The sequence below is a fragment of the Pseudoalteromonas sp. ATL1 genome (assembly GCF_058933015.1).
Map to the genome: position 1 here is coordinate 412207 of NZ_JBZYXL010000001.1, position 16119 is coordinate 428325.

Sequence of the window (16119 nt, forward strand, 5' to 3'; positions counted from 1 at the left end):
ATTATTAGAATTAATTGGCACTTACTATGGAAGGGAATATTTCCAGCGCGCAACTCAACAATCAGCTACTCTTCGCCAGTGGCTTAAACTGTCGGACTGCCGTTTGTGATAGGAACAAGCTGATAGCCATTGGTCGCTTATCATTTTTGCCTTTAAGTGAACATATGCAGCTGCATATCAGCCAATGTATTGAACAACAGCAAACCAGTAACTGCGCCGAGTTGCAAGAAAGTGTCAACATCACCGTATTATTAAAGGGAAAACTTAAGTTTAGAGTCGCCAATAAATACTACCGCTTTCAAGTCATCGACCAACCTATCGCTTTTGCCAATATTGTGGCACAGCCAGAGCCTTTTACACGCTACTTACACAGCAACCAAGAAGTGGAGAAACTCACTGTGAGTGTGCCAAAAGCGTGGGTCAAAGCCCGTCTGCAGCAACAAACTAACGCACTCTTTGCCTGCACCAAAGTGGTTGAACTTCCGCTGTCTGATAGGGCAATAGAGCTTACGCAACAGCTCATGCATACTCCGAGTAAACCCTCTCTTGGTCAACAATTAGAGTGTGAAGGCAGCGCAACACAGTGGTTAAGCTGCTTTTTTCCTTATCTCGTTGCAAACAATCAGACCACACATGCGCTCTATCGTCTGCCCCCACACAGTGATATTGAACTGCGAAAAAACAGAATCATCGATTTATTGAATCATGACAAGAGTGTCGAGCAAGTATCACAAGAGCTTGCGATGAGCATGAGCAGTTTACAACGCTTCTTTAAACGCTGGTTTAACACCACTCCCAAGCAATACGTGAAACAAAACAAACTCAATAAAGCACGCCATGCCTTATTAGTCGAAGGGTTATCAATTGGTGAAGCGGCCTATCTGGCCAATTATAATCACACCGCAAATTTTATTGCCGCATTTAAAAAGCAGTTTGGTGTCACCCCGATGCAATTTGTCAAAACGCATCAACATGACACCCAAGTGACTTAACCTAGTTGTTGCTCAGTGGGTTTTGCCAAGCGTGTATAAAGCACGCCCACCACGCAGCTCACAACTAGAATGACCAAAGCCAAAGCGATACAGAAATTGCTAAACGTCAAACTGGCGATGGCAGGCTCAAACAGCACAGGGCTGATAAACTGGCCAGTAAAGTAACAGGTCGTCATAATCCCCATCGCCTTACCGCGCATAGCTGGTGGCACAAACTCAAATAACCAAACCACCAAGTTCGGCCGAATGAGTCCAAGCCCTGCACCAATCACCACACTCGCACCGACGATAGCAAGCAGTGACGCCACCCACCCCAATAGCGCAAAACCACAGGCCGTGATCAACCAGCCAACCAAGTGCGTTTGTTTAATACTCAAGCGTTGACGTACTCGACCATAACCCACTGACACACTCGCCATCGCCAATAAAAAGGCCGCGATCACCAAACCTATGGTACTGGCAGAATGACCCAATTCAGTTAAATGAAATGGCAAATGTATGGTTAAACCATATAGCACCACGATTTCCACCAGCGCTAGCGTACAACACACTACAAATGTACGGTTCATCCAATGTGCTGGTATGGCAACCTGATGACCTTGTGGCGCTTTTGATTCAGGCACTTTGACCCATAACCACACGCCAGGTAACACCAGTAACGCCAATGCGTAAATCGCGAACACCCAAGTCCAATGCTGCTCGGCTAAAAAGCCCGCTAGGGTTAAAAATAGCACCCCACCAAATCCGCCAAATGCGGCTTGCAAGCCCATAAATCCTGAAAACCGAGGCCCTTCAAAGTATCGAGCTGCGATGGTGGTGCCGCTGACCATAATAAAGGCCACTGCCACGCCCATGAGCGCACGGCTGAATAAAATCAACCACAGTGAAGCTTGCCAGTAGTAGCCCAGTCCGCCACTAAGTAAGAAAAGGCCCAAAGCGCTGACCAACAACTTTTGACTATTCAACTTGTCAACTAAACTGCCCGCCAAAGGTGCGCACAAGGCGATGACCAAGCCGGGTAAAGCCAAGGTCATTTTGGTCCAAAACGCGGCATTATCAATGTGGGAAAATGCCGCTGTCATGGCAGGTAATGCGGGAGCAAGCGTGGCACTGGCAAGCACCGTCATAGTGCTCGCTAGTAACAAGAACCAAGTCGCTAAGCGCGTTTGACTCATTTTGGACCTCCAATGCGCTTACGCGCGCTGGCCACCGCCTTTTGATAATCCTGATATAACTCATTTTCATCAAAACGCGTGCTGCGCCCCGCTTCCACAACAAGGTCACCTGCCACCATCACGGTATCCACATCCTTGCTGGAACCTGTGACAATAAAGGTGCGCAGCGGATGGCCTGACAATTTATAACGGTAATCATCATTGTTCACCAGTACTAAGTCGGCCTGCTTACCAACCTCGATTGAGCCAATTTGCTGCTCCCAACCAAGCGCTTTAGCGCCATACAGAGTCGCCGTTTTCAATGCCAGCGTGGGCGGGCAAGCGGTATTGCAATTTTGCGCCTCATTGTGACCAAGATGCGCACCACGCATTGCTTCACACATGCCACCAATAAACGAAATGTCGCCATCCGTACTACTGGAAACCCAAACGCCATCTTTTAAAAAGCGACCAATTTGCCCAGTTTCACTCACCGTTGCTTCACCCAACATGCCGTAATGCGCTGGAGAGTGGCAGATATTCACGCCGGTTTCGATCAGTCGCTGGTACTCATTTTCACTGGCATACGCAGTATGCACCGCTAATAATCTGTCGGTGAGTAGCCCCATCGCATCAAAGCGCGCAATAGGCGATAAACCAAACACCCGCTCCACTTCTTGACGCTCGTTTTTCAACGGCGCAAGATGGGTTGCATAAGGCACCTTGTATTGCTGTACGATACTGGCAAGTGCTTCAAGCTGCTTATCGGAGCTGCCAAATGCGCCCATCACCGATGGCATCGCACCAACCAGCCCCGAACTATGGTTGTCCCATGTTTCAATCAAAGAGAGCCAATCGGCGGTTTGCACTTCGGTGTCGGCAATAATAGTTGGCGTTGATTTATGTGCCTCCAGCATCACATCCGAGCCCCAGCGACTCACTCGCAGGCGCATGCCTAAATCAATCGCGGCCAATGCCATCGCATCGGCTTTGTTTGCAGAGCCTACATCACCGAGTGCGGTGGTGCCCGAGCGCAACTGGGTCCACATGCTCCATCTTGCGATGGCCAATCCTTCCTCTAAGCTCAGCTTATCGCCCACCGTAGAAATAAACCCAAACATCGAACCAAGGGCATGAATGTTACCACCATTAGAATAAGCCGTAGGCTCCACATGGCTGTCATCTGGCGATTCAGTATTGGGGGCGACAAAGCTCTCATGCCAATGAGGGTTGATCAACCCCGGTAACATCAACTTGCCTTGACCATCGATTTTTTTATCGAACGTGTGCGGCTGCGCACCGTCTTCACCCAGAGCAACGATTTGTTTGCCGTGCACTAATACCCAACCATTTGGGATCACGGTATTGTTTAAATCCGCAGTGTAAATGAACACGTTGTCGATCAGCGTACGCTGAGCATCATTATGAGGTTTTCTGCATACCGCCTTGAGGCTATCCAGTTCATTCACCTGACCGCTACCAAATGGCTGTTCGCTCATTGCTTTGGCGAGCGCAGCAAAACGCTGCGTCGATAAACATGAACAGGCCATTATGCGTCATCCTGCGCATCAAACAGACCTGCTTCTTTCATTTCAAGCAATGACGCTTTCACCGCTGCAATGGTTTCATTGATGTGCTCCTGCGTATGCACACCACAGATGAAGTTCACCTCACGGCGCATCAAGATGCCACGTTTGGCCATCTGAGCTAAAAATGGGACCGCAAATTTAACGTGTTCTTCTGGGTTTTTCGCAAACAAGAACATTGGAATGGGATCGTAACCCACCACACGCAGTGGCGTTCCCAACTGCTCAGAGATCTGGTTTACTTCGGCCTTTAAAATCGCCCCTAGCTTGGCGATGTACTTGGTAAACTCAGTACGTTGATACTCTTTTAAAACGGCATCACACACTTCAAGAGACAGCATTTCCCCACCGAAAGTAGTAGACACTTGTAGCTCGTTAATTCTCGACATTAAGTCGCTTTTTCCTGCTACCGCGGATAAAGGCATTCCCGCGGCAATGCCTTTTGACAGCGTAACTAAATCGGCAGTCACACCAAAGAACTCTTGTGCACCGCCCGGTGCTAATCTAAAGCCCGTAACCACTTCATCAAATACCAAGATAACACCGTGCTCGGTACAAGTTTCTCTCAATTGCTGTAAGAATGCTTTTTCTAGCACACGGTTGTAAGGCACCGACAACAACACCACCGCCAATTCATCTTTTCTTTCAACGATTTTCTCGATAATTTTTGGCTCGTCTGCTGGCGTAAACAGTGGCATGCGATGGGTTAGCTGTGCAATAACCGCAGGCACCCCCGGAGTGTCGAACATGTATTGATCGTGCCAGCCATTGTAGCCAACTGTCATGATCTCATCTCGACCCGTCACATGGCGTGCAAGTCGAACGGCTGCCGAGTTCGCATCCGCACCGGTTTTGAAAAAACGCGCCATTTGCGCACCCGGGATCACATCCACAAGAGTTTGCGCTGTTTGCACTTCAATCGGTGTGGGCAGCGAGTGAATTAACCCCTTGCTTAGATTCTCGGTAATGGCATTCACCACTACAGGGTGATTATGACCTAATGTATTGGCCGCTAAACCACAGATAAAATCGATGTATTGGTTGCCATCCACATCAGTCACCATGGCACCTTCACCTTTGGCTAAATAAACGGGAAATGCCCCCGGTGAAAACTGCTCCGGTTTTTTCATCATCGACTGCGTAAAACCAGCGATAACTTGCTCGCCTTGCGCCTGAAGTTGCTGTGATTGCGTAAAAGAAAGTGGCTGATTATTCATAATATCCTCGAAAAATTAGTGTCCCAGAGTGGCACCACCATCAACCAACAAACTGGTCATGGTGATGTGTTTGGCTTGTTCACTGAGTAAAAATAAAATACTGTTGGCGATGTCGGTTGGTGAGGCGATGCGACTAAGGGGAATACCCACCTTAAAGTGTGCCAGATCGCCCGCAATGGTTTTGGCTGCACCATGCTCATCGCGCCATAATTGCTGCTGCATTTGGGTGTCGGTCGACCCTGGGGCAACTAGATTGCAGCGAATGTTGTAAGCGGCCAGTTCCAGCGCTAAGTTTTTGATTAGCGCCTCTAATGCCGCCTTTGAAGCACAATAACTGCCCATGTTCATTCTCGGCGTTTGCGCCGCGTTGCTGCCCACCGCAACGATGGCACCACGTCGTCTAGTTTGCATCTTTTTGGCCACCGCTTGGCAAAGATAAAAGGCGCCATGGCAGTTCACCGCAAAGGTGTCGTGCCAGTGTGTTTCACTTTGTTCGAGTAGCGATCCCATATGCAAAATACCAGCGACACTGGCCAAGTAGTCGATACCGCCCAGTTGTGCTTCGACGGCGTTAACCACATTGCGCACATTGTCCTGCTCAGTCACATCGAGCTTTATTTGGAAGCAATTGGCTGAGACTTCTGTAAGTGTTTGTGTGTCGAAAGCGATATCCGCAGCGACTACCACGGCGCCCCTGCTGAGTAACAATGCCACCAGCGCTTGACCAATGCCTTGATGCGCACCAGTAACAAACGCAATTCGGCCATTAAATTCATTGGCTTCTGACATTAGTACACCTCATCCATGATCTCGTGACGTCGCTCATGATACGTTTCTTCGTCCTGTCCTCGACGCCAGTACGGGATGGCGTACAACTGCTTTTTGCTCAGCCCAAAATCTTGAATTAACTGTTTTCTGCAAGCCAATACAGCGCTATTTTCACCCGCGATAAAGGCACTTACGGAAGCGACATCATTGGGGATGGACACTTTTGCAATTTCACTAGCCAGTTGTGTGGGGTTTCCGACTTGACGTACCAACCAGTGAATATCGACGCCCTTAGGGGCAGCGATGTGATGTTTATCTTCAAGGCTGTCCAGTTCAATAAACACCTGCGCTTTTATCTCTGTGCTAAAACCTTCCACCAGTGCACTGATCGCAGGCACCGCGGTTAGATCTCCCGCTAAAATATGCCAATCCGCATCAGCCAGTAATGGATCTGGGCCACCCGGCCCCGCCACGCCCAGTTCAGACCCAACCTTGGCATTCACCGCCCAACCCGATGCAGGGCTACTATCACCATGCACCACAAAATCGATATCAAGTTCGTTACTGTGTGGGCGAAATGCTCGAACGGTATAAGCGCGGGTGACGGGTCTATTTTCTGGCCATTGAATTTTGCCGCTTTCATCACGCATTGGCAGCTCAAGCGTGCCGGTGTCACGATTGGCAAAGAACAATTTGATATGTGCGCCGCCATATCCTACTGGGAATCCGAGTAACTGCTCACCCGATACGGTAATACGCAAAAGGTGCGGTGTGATGTAGCGCTTAGCTACACAAAATACGCGGCGAGGTCCGCTCGGTTTGACTGGTTGTCGCTGACTCATAACAACTCCTCTGCAATTTTTGTCGGTGCACCCTGCTGTTTTATCTGTTGATAAGCGGCAGAGTGATGTGCCTTATCAAGTAGCCCACTGGCAAATGCGTAACCAAGATAATTGGCTAAATCGGCTTTGCTAAACGCCTGTAGTGTCGCGCTATGTTGCTGGCTCGCTCGTTTAAAGCCGCCATTCTGTGCTTCAAGCGCCATGGGTTGATGTGAAGATTGCGATGATTTTTGACCTTGCGAAGTAAAAAAACTGGCAATCGCCAAATCTTCTTCATCGCTCGACTGCTCGACAACGCCCAGCCATTGAGGCAACGAAACGGTATTAAAGTTAAAGCCATATTCGCGCAGCCAAAGATACAGTTGTGATAAAGACACAAGACTTTGTGGTGTGACATTAAAAACCGCATGATCACTTGTACACAGCGTTTGCGCTGCCACAAATTTGGCAATCACATCCACTGGAGTCCAAGGCTCCAACACATCTAAGTGCGGCAAACTATGGTGCTTTAAGCCGGTGCGCAAAATGCGCCACACCAAATCGTTACGATTAATATAGCCACTTTGCTTCGCGCCAATTACACGCGCTAATCGGTATACTTGTCCTTGTACGCCTTGCTTTATGGCTTGTTCCACCATGGCTTCTGCCACCCACTTGGATTGTTGGTAGCCATCGCTTAAGCCATCATGTAGAGAAACAAATGACTCAACCAGTGGCGCACCATTGGCTGGTGCAACCGCGATAGTCGAAACATGATTAAATGGCACACTAAAGTGTTTAGCAAACATCAGCAATTGCGCCGTAGTATTCACATTGGCAGTTTTTAAACTGTTGTAATCACGCAGCACAGAAGTGTGCGCCGCATTGTGCAGTATATGTGAAACACGTTGTCCGAGCGCTTGGTATGCTTGTGCATCTAAGCCCAGCTTCGGCTTGGCGATATCAGTGAGTAAAATATCAATGCGTGATAAATCAAGCTGACCGAGATTTTGCGCATCAAAAGCCTTTTGCAATCTCACTTTGCCATGGGCGACATCATCAGCTCTCACCGCACACACCACCTGCAATTGCGGTTGCAGTAGTAAATATTTAAGCAACTGTGCGCCAACAAATCCGGTCGCTCCTGTCAGCAACACCGTTTTGTCATTGGGCTTAGCACAAGCGGTTGGCACAACGGATTGAAGTTGGACCTTGAACTGCGCTAACTCACTTTTAAGCTGTTCAGCAATCGCCCCTGTATTTGCCACATGTGCTTCACCCGCCTGTAAAGCTGCACTTAAATCTTGCAAGATTGGATGGGCAAACAAAAACGCCACACTGATTGGCTGCTCAAGCAACTGCGTTAAACGCCCTGCAACCTGTATGCATTGCAGCGATTGCCCACCAATATCGAAAAAGTTATCTTCTGGACTAAAGTCATTGATCCCGAGTACCTCTTGCCAGACTGAAGCAATTTTCGCTTCAAAATCACTGAGTGTTGAGGGTAGGGATGAGTCAGCTTGTTGCGCAGTTAATCGTTTACGATCAATTTTATTGGCCGGCGTTTTTGGTAATGCGTCATGCATATGCAACTGCGCTGGTAACATCGCACTGGGTAAGTGTTCTGCGAGCGCTCCGCGTAGTGACGCTAAGGTCCAGTTTCGCTCGCTCACGATGTGCGCCGAGAGTGCCTTGGGCTTACCTTGTGTATCTTTGATAATCGTCACCGCAGCTTCTTGTACACCATTAAGGCCTAGCAACACAGCTTCTATCTCGCCAATTTCGATACGATAACCGCTGATCTTTAACTGTGAGTCAGTGCGCCCTAAATATTCGAGTTGGCCATCGGGTAACATCCTAACCACATCACCTGTACGATACGCATCAACATATTTATGGCGAACTGGGTGCCAAAACTGCACAAACGCTTTCGCGCTTTGCTCTAGCAAGCCCAAATAACCACTGGCTAATCCACAGCCACTCAACCACAGCTCTCCACGCTCACCAAATTTGGCGATCTGCCCAGTGTCACGCATTACAACAACGCCTCGACCAGGCAAAGGCTGGCCAATCAAGCTCGTGTTACTGTTAATACTCAGATCCGAGTACGTTGCCACCACAGTGCCTTCGGTTGGCCCGTAGGTATTTAGCACGCGCACCGTTTGTGCAAACTTGTTACGCCAAGCTTCGACCCGTTGCCTATTGACCGCTTCACCGCCAATAATAATGGTATGCACCGTCGCCGGTAGTGCCCTGCTCGACCCGCATAAGTAGTGACATAGTTCATGCCAATAAGCCGTTGGTAAATCTAACACCGTGATGCGTTGTTTTTCGACTTCCTCTAGAAAGCACTCAAAAGATTCGAGCATCGCGTCGTTACGCATCACCAAGGTGCCCCCTACCGTTTGCGTGACAAACACCTCTTCGATGCAGGTATCAAAATGAAAAGGGGCAAACTGCAACACACGATCACTTGCGGTGATGTTATAAGCCGCTTTAGCGCCGTTCACAAACCCAGCTAAAGCACCATGGCTGATCTGCACACCTTTAGGTTTGCCAGTCGAGCCCGAGGTATAAATTAAATACGCTTGCGCATCAGCCACTGGCAACATTGGGGCCACAAGACTTTCATTGACTTGCTCACGCTGCGCCGTGGCAACATTGAAGGTCGTAATACCAACGTCGTTGAACAGCGCCAAATCAGCGCTGTCTTCATCCACCAAAGCCACAAACGGCTGAGCATCTTCGATGATGATGCGGTTTCGACTTGCTGGTGCATCAATATCAATAAACACAAACCGGTGCCCAGCTAGCAGTACAGCCCACATTGCCACCACCGTGTGCTGGCTACGTGGCAATGCCAGCAATACACACCCACCTGTGCACTCGGTCATGCTACTCAAGCTCTCTGCTAGCCTTGTTACTTGTTGTACCAATTGCTGATAGCTGAGGGAATCGCCACCTATCGTCTGCAAAGCGATACGATTGGGCGTATTTTGAGCTTGCGTAAATAAACTTTGCAAAACATCCGTTTGCTTTGTCGGTGCAGGCGTTGCGTATAATGCCAAATCGGCGGCCGTTGCTTGTAAAGGAAACGCGAGCTGCTCGCAAAGGTAATTAAGCAATGCCAAAAAGTCATGTTGTAGCTGCGTCAGTTCAACCAGACTGTAGCCACTTTGATTGCCTTCAATGTCAAAGCGAATACCACCATCCATTTGTTTGATGAATATAAATGCAATGTCTTCAACTGGCCCTGCCGAAACCGGATGACTGGTAACGGTCTCTCCTTCGCAGATTGCAAAGCGTTCAAAGGGCAAAATATTTACCACAGGGCCAAATAAACGCTGTGGTAATTGCTGCGCAGTGGCCTCAGCTTTAAGGTTCTCATAGCGATAACGAAAATGACGCCTGCTTTGTTGTAGCTGCTGACTCACTTGCTGTAATAACTGCGCAAAGTGCGCTACGCCGGCAAAGTGCACCGTCACAGGCACAATATTCATATGCATGCATGGCGTATTAGCCGCTTTTGAAGCAATGCGATTAGCAACTGGCATACCGATAATCGTTTTTTCAACGCCACTGCGCTGGTACACAAGGTAACTCACCGCGGTGAAAAGCAGTTCTGACCAATTACTATTTTGCGACTGAGCTTGGAACTCTAATTGCGCCAGTTGCGCAGCTGTGATCAGCGCCGAGACCTTGCATTTATCTGTATTGGTATCGAGCGTGTGCGGGGTCAAAGTGACAGCATCGCCAAAGCCACGTAACTGTGCCAGCCAATATGTTCTATCTTGTTGGTACCATTTACTGGTGCGGTAATGAGCGTCTTCGTCAATCACAGCCTGATATTGTGCTTCATCAGAAGTGACATGATGACCTTCATAAGCCTGCAAAACACGATTTGAGATAAGCGCGAAACTAAAGCCATCTAAGGCGATATGGTGCGCCCCTAACACCCAAAAGTAGCGATTGGTTGCTAGGCGAACCAACGCATGACGATATAAGTCTCCGCGCACCAAATCGTATGGCATCGCTTGCCATTGCGCGATACACTGCAGCGCCGCAGAATCAGGATCAGCTTGGCGAGACACATCAACATACTCGCCCAATTTAGCAACGCGCTCCGACTCACTCAGCAGCGTTTGTACTGGCTCACCTTGTTGCGAGGTAAAACACACATTGACCGCCGTGGTGTTTTGCAATACTTGCGCACCTGCGAGCAAAAATGCTTCTACGTCGATCACTGTATTAAGTTCAAGATACTCAGCAGTGTTGTAACGGGTACTGCGTGGCAGCTTTTCCTGTCCAAGCCAAATGCCCAACTGCGCTGCACTCAAAGGCTGTTCAATCATGCCAATAACGCCTCTGGCTGCACGCACTGACTTATGATCTCATACCAATCATTGATGCTGGTCCCTTCAGCCAATTGCGCTAAGGTAATATCCATACCTTGCGCACGCCATTGGTCCAGCAAAGTCATAACACGAATAGAATCTAAGCCGAGATAAAGGAGATTCTCTTCTGGATCGACTTCTTCCACATCGATGTTCAGCACGCTTGCTACCGCTTGCTGTAACGCCGCAACCGATAGCGTGCCGTGTGCTTTTCCAATAGACTGAACTGTCAGCGCTAGGCTTGATATCACTTCCTCTAATAACTGAACTTGCCCACAACGTGATGAAATATACTCTAAGGCTTGAAGATGATCACTGTCGCTAAAGTCAGCAATGGCATCAGCCACGACAAATGCTTTTACATCATACATAAACGCATCCAAGGCAGTTGATAAGATACCGATGTGCGCGTAAATACCGCAAATCAATAACTGATCACGCCCTTGTGAACGCATATCCTCTAACAACGTACTGCGTTTAAACGCACTGTAACGCCATTTTGTATAGACCTTATCGTCATCGCTCGGTGCGAGTGCCGGCAATATGCTGGTGTCTTGCTCGGTCAAACCTGTGCCCCAAAAGTCCGTCAGCAGCGCTCTGTCTTTGGGATCTTGATTGGCTGGCTGTGCCGTGTACACAACGGGAATACCCGCCTCTTTTGCTGCCGCAATTAAACGCTCTACGTGTTGTACAAGCTGTTTCATTGGCGCACTATCAACATCATAAAAATTGACAAAATACGACTGCATATCATGTACAAGGAGTACCGCTTTATCGGCATCTAGCTGCCATTTTGTGCGGTTTTCAGGGCGGCTGGTTGGTAATGTGTATGAATTAATGCGTGGGATCGCCATGGTATTTCCTGTTCCTTGTTAAACGTTTTGCACTGAAGCGAGTAAGTTTGCGATATGTTCGCGCAATGCGCGTTTGTCTACTTTGCCCACTTTGGTTTTTGGCAAAGTAGCAATGAATTCAAATCGGTCTGGATATTTGTAATCGGCAAGACCTCGACCACGAATGAAACGATTTAAAGTAACCTTGGTTAATGGCTGCTCAGCATGTTCACGTGCAACAACAAAGGCACAAATTCGCTCACCAAGTAGCGAGTCTGGCATTGCTACTACGGCACAATCGTGCACGCTCGGGTGCGCAAGTAGTTGGTTTTCAACTTCTTCTGCAGCGACCTTTTCACCCCCCTTGTTGATCTGATCTTTGTCACGTCCTTCAACGATGATATTTCCACAAGGACTGAGTTTGACCACATCACCACTACAGTAGAACCCTTGTTCGGTGAAAGCCGTTAAATTATGCAACTGAGCGTTGAGATAACCTCGAAATGTATAAGGCCCTTTTGTGGTCAACAAACCCGCCGCACCTTCAGGCACAGGTTGATTGTTTTCATCGACAATGCGGATCTGATCCGCCTCACTCATAGGTCGACCCTGAGTGTTATGTCGAGTCCATTGGTCGTCATCTAGTCGGGTGTAATTCACTAGACCTTCTGCCATGCCAAACACCTGCTGTAAGGTCACTTGTAAATCATTTTCAAGTCGAGCTGCGAGCGTGGCACTGAGCTTTGCACCACCAACTTGGATCACAGCCAATGAACTTAAGTCATAGCGTGCACGCTCTTGTGAATCGAGCCATAGGGTAACCGCTGGAGGAACCAATGCAGTCCAATTAATCTGATGTTTTTGGATAAGCGAAAAGCAACTACTGGGAGAAGGATCAGGGGCGCAGATCACCGTTCCACCCGCGAAAAATACGCCTAGCGCACCGGGTGAGCTTAATGGAAAATTATGTGCCGCTGGTAGCGCACACAAATAACGCGTTTGTTCATTCCACTGGCAAACCTCGACGCTTTGTCGAACACTATAGTAATAATCGTTGTGCGTACGCGGGATCAGCTTCGGCGTACCTGTACTACCACCAGAGAGCTGGAAAAATGCCACATTGTCAGCTTGGTGTTTACGAAATGGCAAAGAGTCAAAGTGCTCAAAACTGGCTGACGCGTAGAGCTTTTCAGTAAGACTGCGAGTCCAATTGGTTTGTCCACGGAGAAGTACGTGTGCCAGTTGCGGTGCGCTCATTTTTAGTTGTTCAGTGAAAGCACCGTCAATAAATAATGGGTGCTTCGCATCGGCAATGATTAGTTTTGGATTTAATGCTTGCGCATAATGCGTGAGTTCAAGCTGATTGTGGTTCATCAAGGCATTGACGGGTAATACAGCTAGTTTTTGTAACGCGAAAAACACCACATAAAATTCATAACAGTTTGGCAATTGGACAATCGCCGTATCTCCTGCACTTAAGCCTTGTTTCGCTAAGTAGCCTGCCAGCCGAGTTGCTTCTTTATCTAAACAGCGATATGTCTTCTCATTACCGCTATCGATAACAGCAATAGCAGATGGATTACTCTGCACTTGTCGCTCTAAAATTTGGCACAATTCCTCATCAATCCAATATCCAAGCTCACGATATCGCTCAACGTCTTCAGCGGGCCACTCGACACAACTATTTAACATAAATAAAACCTTATGAAATTAATTATAAAGGCGCTCTATTCAACGTCACTTTCCCTGCACTTTATTCCCAACACCAAGAAATGACTAAAGAGACTTAAAATCAATAAATTAAAAAATATGGAACAATTCAATTTGCTCACAACTACCCTATGACGAGTTTATTTGGGCAAAATTTAGGAAAATCTTCATATTTTTTCGATCTCACCAATCAACGCCCTAAAAACCTAAAAAAGACACAAACGTTACAATTAAGTAATAAACAAAAACTTTTTTTGTATTGACAAAAAGCCAAGAATGGAACTAGGATCTAACTGATAATTATTTTCATTTCGATTTATTCAACAAAGGAGGGAGAGAAAATGACTGTGGGTCAAAGTGCTAATCCAGTACGAGGCGAACACTGTTGGTCTGACGTAATTGAAATGCAAAGGAATAAACTCATTGTTTACCTAACTTCAATTTTACACTGCCAATACTTGGCCGAAGACGCGCTACAGGAAACATTTATTCGCTTGTCGAAAATGTCGGAGCCTTTAGATGCGGTCTCAAACCAAAGTGCATACTGTTATCAAACTGCAAAAAATATTGCCATCGACATGCTCAGAAAAAAGGCAAAAGAAAGCTGGATCAGTATTGAAAATGCAGAGCCTGCTCAGTGTGTTGATACTCAAATTAACATTGAAGAAACACTGATTGAGCAGAGCCTTAATGGCCGTATAATGCAAGCAGTAAGCTCGTTATCAAAGCGCCACCAAAATATTCTAAGTTTGTACAAACGTGGTGGTTACAAACAAAAAGACATCGCCAAAATATGTGCAATTTCACCCACCTTGGTTAACTTCACTCTGCAAGAAGTCGTATCCACTTGCCAAACAGTGGTAGCTTACTAGACATTGAATATGTAAGAAGTAATTTGCCGCTACACAAGCTAAACTGCATAGATTGATTGTGATAATGACAATAAATAACAATCACTGGTAATTGAAAAGAGCACCCACATGCTCGGTGCATAATAGACGGAATATGGCTATATTTAATGTAGTTAAATCATCCTCTGAGAGACCATGTGCTGAAACTCGCTCTGCTTTTTTCTTTTCTATTGGCAAGCTGGCCATCGTTCTCAAGCGCTATCAGCAAAACGCTTCGTATTAGCACAGGCCAATGGCCTCCTTACATCGACCAAACAAGCCCTGATCAAGGTTGTGTTGCAAAACTTATCCGTGATGCCTTTGCTGTATCCAACTTAACGGTAGAATTCGAGTTTATGCCTTGGGATAGGGCCTTTCATGAAGGCATGAAAATAAACTTCATAGGTAGTGCATATTGGTACAAAAGTACCGCTCGGGCACGCCACTATATCTATACATCCTACCCGTTAACGGAAGAAGTGAGTCGCTTCTACCATCTTAAAGAACTCAACTTCGAATATAATGAATATAAAGACTTAGAGCCTTTTAGGCTCGTTCTAAATCAGGGACTCACATATCCTGATGCACTTATGGACGCCGTCAAGAAGTATGAAATATCCATCGTAAATGCCACTTACACGACTAAAAACTTACCCTACTTACTCAAGAAAAGGGCTGATATCGTTATTTTGACTGAGCAAACCAAAGCAGTGTATGCAAAGAAACTAACTGAGCTACAAAGATCACAGATAGTCTCACAGACTAAACCCGCTTTTATCCAACAAGGATACCTACTAATCAATAAGCACCACCCAGAGTACGTAGCCACCTTTGACAAAGGCATGGAAACATTATGGCAAGATAATTCGTATAGAGAGCAGTACGAACAGAACTGCTTATTTAAAAGTACGCAGGATTAACGACAGTGAACGTTGTAGGTGCGCTAGTGCAAAAGGTTAGCGACTTGAACGAAGCGAAACGCTCTTTCGTGCAAAGGGTTAACGACAATGAATGTAGTGAGGGCGTTTCCTTTTGCGCAAGGAGAAGTGAGCCGTTTAGCTGTTGCTGAGGGACTCGCCTACCAAACTGAGGGAGCATTGCTTAGCGGCAGTGAAGGTGACTCATTTCACCTTGCGCAAACATGTCTCTTTATCAGCGAGTTTCTTCTGCAAGAACCCAGAGACAATTTTGCACATAACGCAAAAAAACCGACACTTTCGTTTCGGAGTTTCTCTTAATAGAGGCCTTGGTTCGCTACGAAGTAGGATGTTCTACTCCGTAGCGGCTACCTCCACATGGCAGCGACAGTGCAAAAGGTTAGCGACTTGAGCGAAGCGAAACGCTCTTTTTGCGCAAGCAGGGTGCAAAGGGTTAACGATAACGAACGCAGTGAGGACGTTTCCTTTGCGCAAGGTGAAATGAGTAAGTTTAACTGCTGCTAAGGTACTCTCTCCCCTCAACAACAGCGAAGGTTGATTACTTCACCTTGCGCTAATTCGTCTCTTCATCAAAGTACATAATCTCAGCTTCCCCTGAGACGATTTAGCACTTTTGCACCAAACGCAAAAAAGCCCGACTCTTTCGAATCGGGCTTTCTTTTATTAGGACCTGGCGATGTTCTACTTTCACATGGCAGCTGCCACACTATCATCGACGCTACAGTGCAAAAGGTTAGCGACTTGAGCGAAGCGAAACGCTCTTTTTGCGCAAGGTGAAGTGAGCCTGTTTAGCTGCTGCTGAGGGACTCGCCTACC

The 16119-nt window shown here is 47.3% G+C and carries 12 protein-coding genes; 4 read left to right on the forward strand and 8 right to left on the reverse strand.

What is annotated here, in order from left to right:
* Positions 1-26 precede the first annotated feature (26 nt).
* A complete protein-coding gene (locus AC5FX4_RS01940; protein ID WP_493604849.1) occupies positions 27-992 on the forward strand; it encodes a helix-turn-helix domain-containing protein in 966 nt (321 codons plus the stop codon).
* Here AC5FX4_RS01940 and AC5FX4_RS01945 read toward each other — a convergent pair.
* The 8 genes from AC5FX4_RS01945 to AC5FX4_RS01980 are packed head-to-tail and all read right to left on the reverse strand — an operon-like array spanning position 989 to position 13457.
* The gene (locus AC5FX4_RS01945) at positions 989-2167 is read right to left on the reverse strand and encodes an MFS transporter (RefSeq protein WP_493604850.1); all 1179 of its coding nucleotides are present in this window, start codon (positions 2165-2167) and stop codon (positions 989-991) included. The two genes, AC5FX4_RS01940 and AC5FX4_RS01945, sit on opposite strands and share 4 nt — an antisense overlap.
* Entirely contained in the window at positions 2164-3696 is a 1533-nt protein-coding gene (locus tag AC5FX4_RS01950; RefSeq protein ID WP_493604851.1) for an amidohydrolase family protein, read from the reverse strand. Before AC5FX4_RS01950 ends, AC5FX4_RS01945 begins: the two co-directional genes overlap by 4 nt.
* Positions 3696-4949, reverse strand: coding sequence for an aminotransferase class III-fold pyridoxal phosphate-dependent enzyme (locus AC5FX4_RS01955; protein ID WP_493604852.1), 1254 nt, complete (start codon positions 4947-4949; stop codon positions 3696-3698). The genes AC5FX4_RS01950 and AC5FX4_RS01955 overlap by 1 nt, the downstream gene beginning before the upstream one ends.
* A 15-nt stretch (positions 4950-4964) precedes the next feature.
* Positions 4965-5738: a 2,3-dihydro-2,3-dihydroxybenzoate dehydrogenase gene (dhbA, locus tag AC5FX4_RS01960; protein WP_493604853.1), complete on the reverse strand. Its 774-nt coding sequence runs from the start codon at positions 5736-5738 to the stop codon at positions 4965-4967.
* Positions 5738-6559 carry a siderophore-interacting protein gene (locus tag AC5FX4_RS01965; protein WP_493604854.1) on the reverse strand — a complete coding sequence of 274 codons (822 nt, stop codon included), beginning with the start codon at positions 6557-6559 and terminating at the stop codon, positions 5738-5740. The genes dhbA and AC5FX4_RS01965 overlap by 1 nt, the downstream gene beginning before the upstream one ends.
* Entirely contained in the window at positions 6556-10890 is a 4335-nt protein-coding gene (locus tag AC5FX4_RS01970) for an amino acid adenylation domain-containing protein (protein WP_493604855.1), read from the reverse strand. Before AC5FX4_RS01970 ends, AC5FX4_RS01965 begins: the two co-directional genes overlap by 4 nt.
* Positions 10887-11786 carry an isochorismatase gene (locus AC5FX4_RS01975; RefSeq protein WP_493604856.1) on the reverse strand — a complete coding sequence of 300 codons (900 nt, stop codon included), beginning with the start codon at positions 11784-11786 and terminating at the stop codon, positions 10887-10889. Before AC5FX4_RS01975 ends, AC5FX4_RS01970 begins: the two co-directional genes overlap by 4 nt.
* Positions 11787-11804: 18 nt before the next feature.
* Positions 11805-13457, reverse strand: a complete 1653-nt coding sequence (locus AC5FX4_RS01980; protein WP_493604857.1) for a (2,3-dihydroxybenzoyl)adenylate synthase — start codon at positions 13455-13457, stop codon at positions 11805-11807.
* A 359-nt stretch (positions 13458-13816) separates the two neighbouring features.
* Here AC5FX4_RS01980 and AC5FX4_RS01985 point away from each other — a divergent pair, with 359 nt between their 5' ends.
* The 3 genes from AC5FX4_RS01985 to AC5FX4_RS01995 all read left to right on the forward strand — a co-directional run bounded on the left by AC5FX4_RS01985 (position 13817) and on the right by AC5FX4_RS01995 (position 15603).
* Entirely contained in the window at positions 13817-14347 is a 531-nt protein-coding gene (locus AC5FX4_RS01985) for an RNA polymerase sigma factor (RefSeq protein WP_493604858.1), read from the forward strand.
* 176 nt (positions 14348-14523) lie between these two features.
* Positions 14524-15285, forward strand: a complete 762-nt coding sequence (locus tag AC5FX4_RS01990) for a substrate-binding periplasmic protein (protein WP_493604859.1) — start codon at positions 14524-14526, stop codon at positions 15283-15285.
* Between the two features lie 87 nt (positions 15286-15372).
* A complete protein-coding gene (locus AC5FX4_RS01995; RefSeq protein ID WP_493604860.1) occupies positions 15373-15603 on the forward strand; it encodes a hypothetical protein in 231 nt (76 codons plus the stop codon).
* The last annotated feature ends 516 nt before the right edge of the window (positions 15604-16119 follow it).

Excerpts from the sequence above, each read along its gene's own strand:
- AC5FX4_RS01940 (WP_493604849.1), top strand. The coding sequence starts at position 27 with ATGGAAGGGAATATTTCCAGCGCGCAACTCAACAATCAGCTACTCTTC.
- AC5FX4_RS01945 (WP_493604850.1), bottom strand. The coding sequence starts at position 2,167 with ATGAGTCAAACGCGCTTAGCGACTTGGTTCTTGTTACTAGCGAGCACT.
- AC5FX4_RS01950 (WP_493604851.1), bottom strand. The coding sequence starts at position 3,696 with ATGGCCTGTTCATGTTTATCGACGCAGCGTTTTGCTGCGCTCGCCAAA.
- AC5FX4_RS01955 (WP_493604852.1), bottom strand. The coding sequence starts at position 4,949 with ATGAATAATCAGCCACTTTCTTTTACGCAATCACAGCAACTTCAGGCG.
- dhbA (WP_493604853.1), bottom strand. The coding sequence starts at position 5,738 with ATGTCAGAAGCCAATGAATTTAATGGCCGAATTGCGTTTGTTACTGGT.
- AC5FX4_RS01965 (WP_493604854.1), bottom strand. The coding sequence starts at position 6,559 with ATGAGTCAGCGACAACCAGTCAAACCGAGCGGACCTCGCCGCGTATTT.
- AC5FX4_RS01970 (WP_493604855.1), bottom strand. The coding sequence starts at position 10,890 with ATGATTGAACAGCCTTTGAGTGCAGCGCAGTTGGGCATTTGGCTTGGA.
- AC5FX4_RS01975 (WP_493604856.1), bottom strand. The coding sequence starts at position 11,786 with ATGGCGATCCCACGCATTAATTCATACACATTACCAACCAGCCGCCCT.
- AC5FX4_RS01980 (WP_493604857.1), bottom strand. The coding sequence starts at position 13,457 with ATGTTAAATAGTTGTGTCGAGTGGCCCGCTGAAGACGTTGAGCGATAT.
- AC5FX4_RS01985 (WP_493604858.1), top strand. The coding sequence starts at position 13,817 with ATGACTGTGGGTCAAAGTGCTAATCCAGTACGAGGCGAACACTGTTGG.
- AC5FX4_RS01995 (WP_493604860.1), top strand. The coding sequence starts at position 15,373 with ATGAATGTAGTGAGGGCGTTTCCTTTTGCGCAAGGAGAAGTGAGCCGT.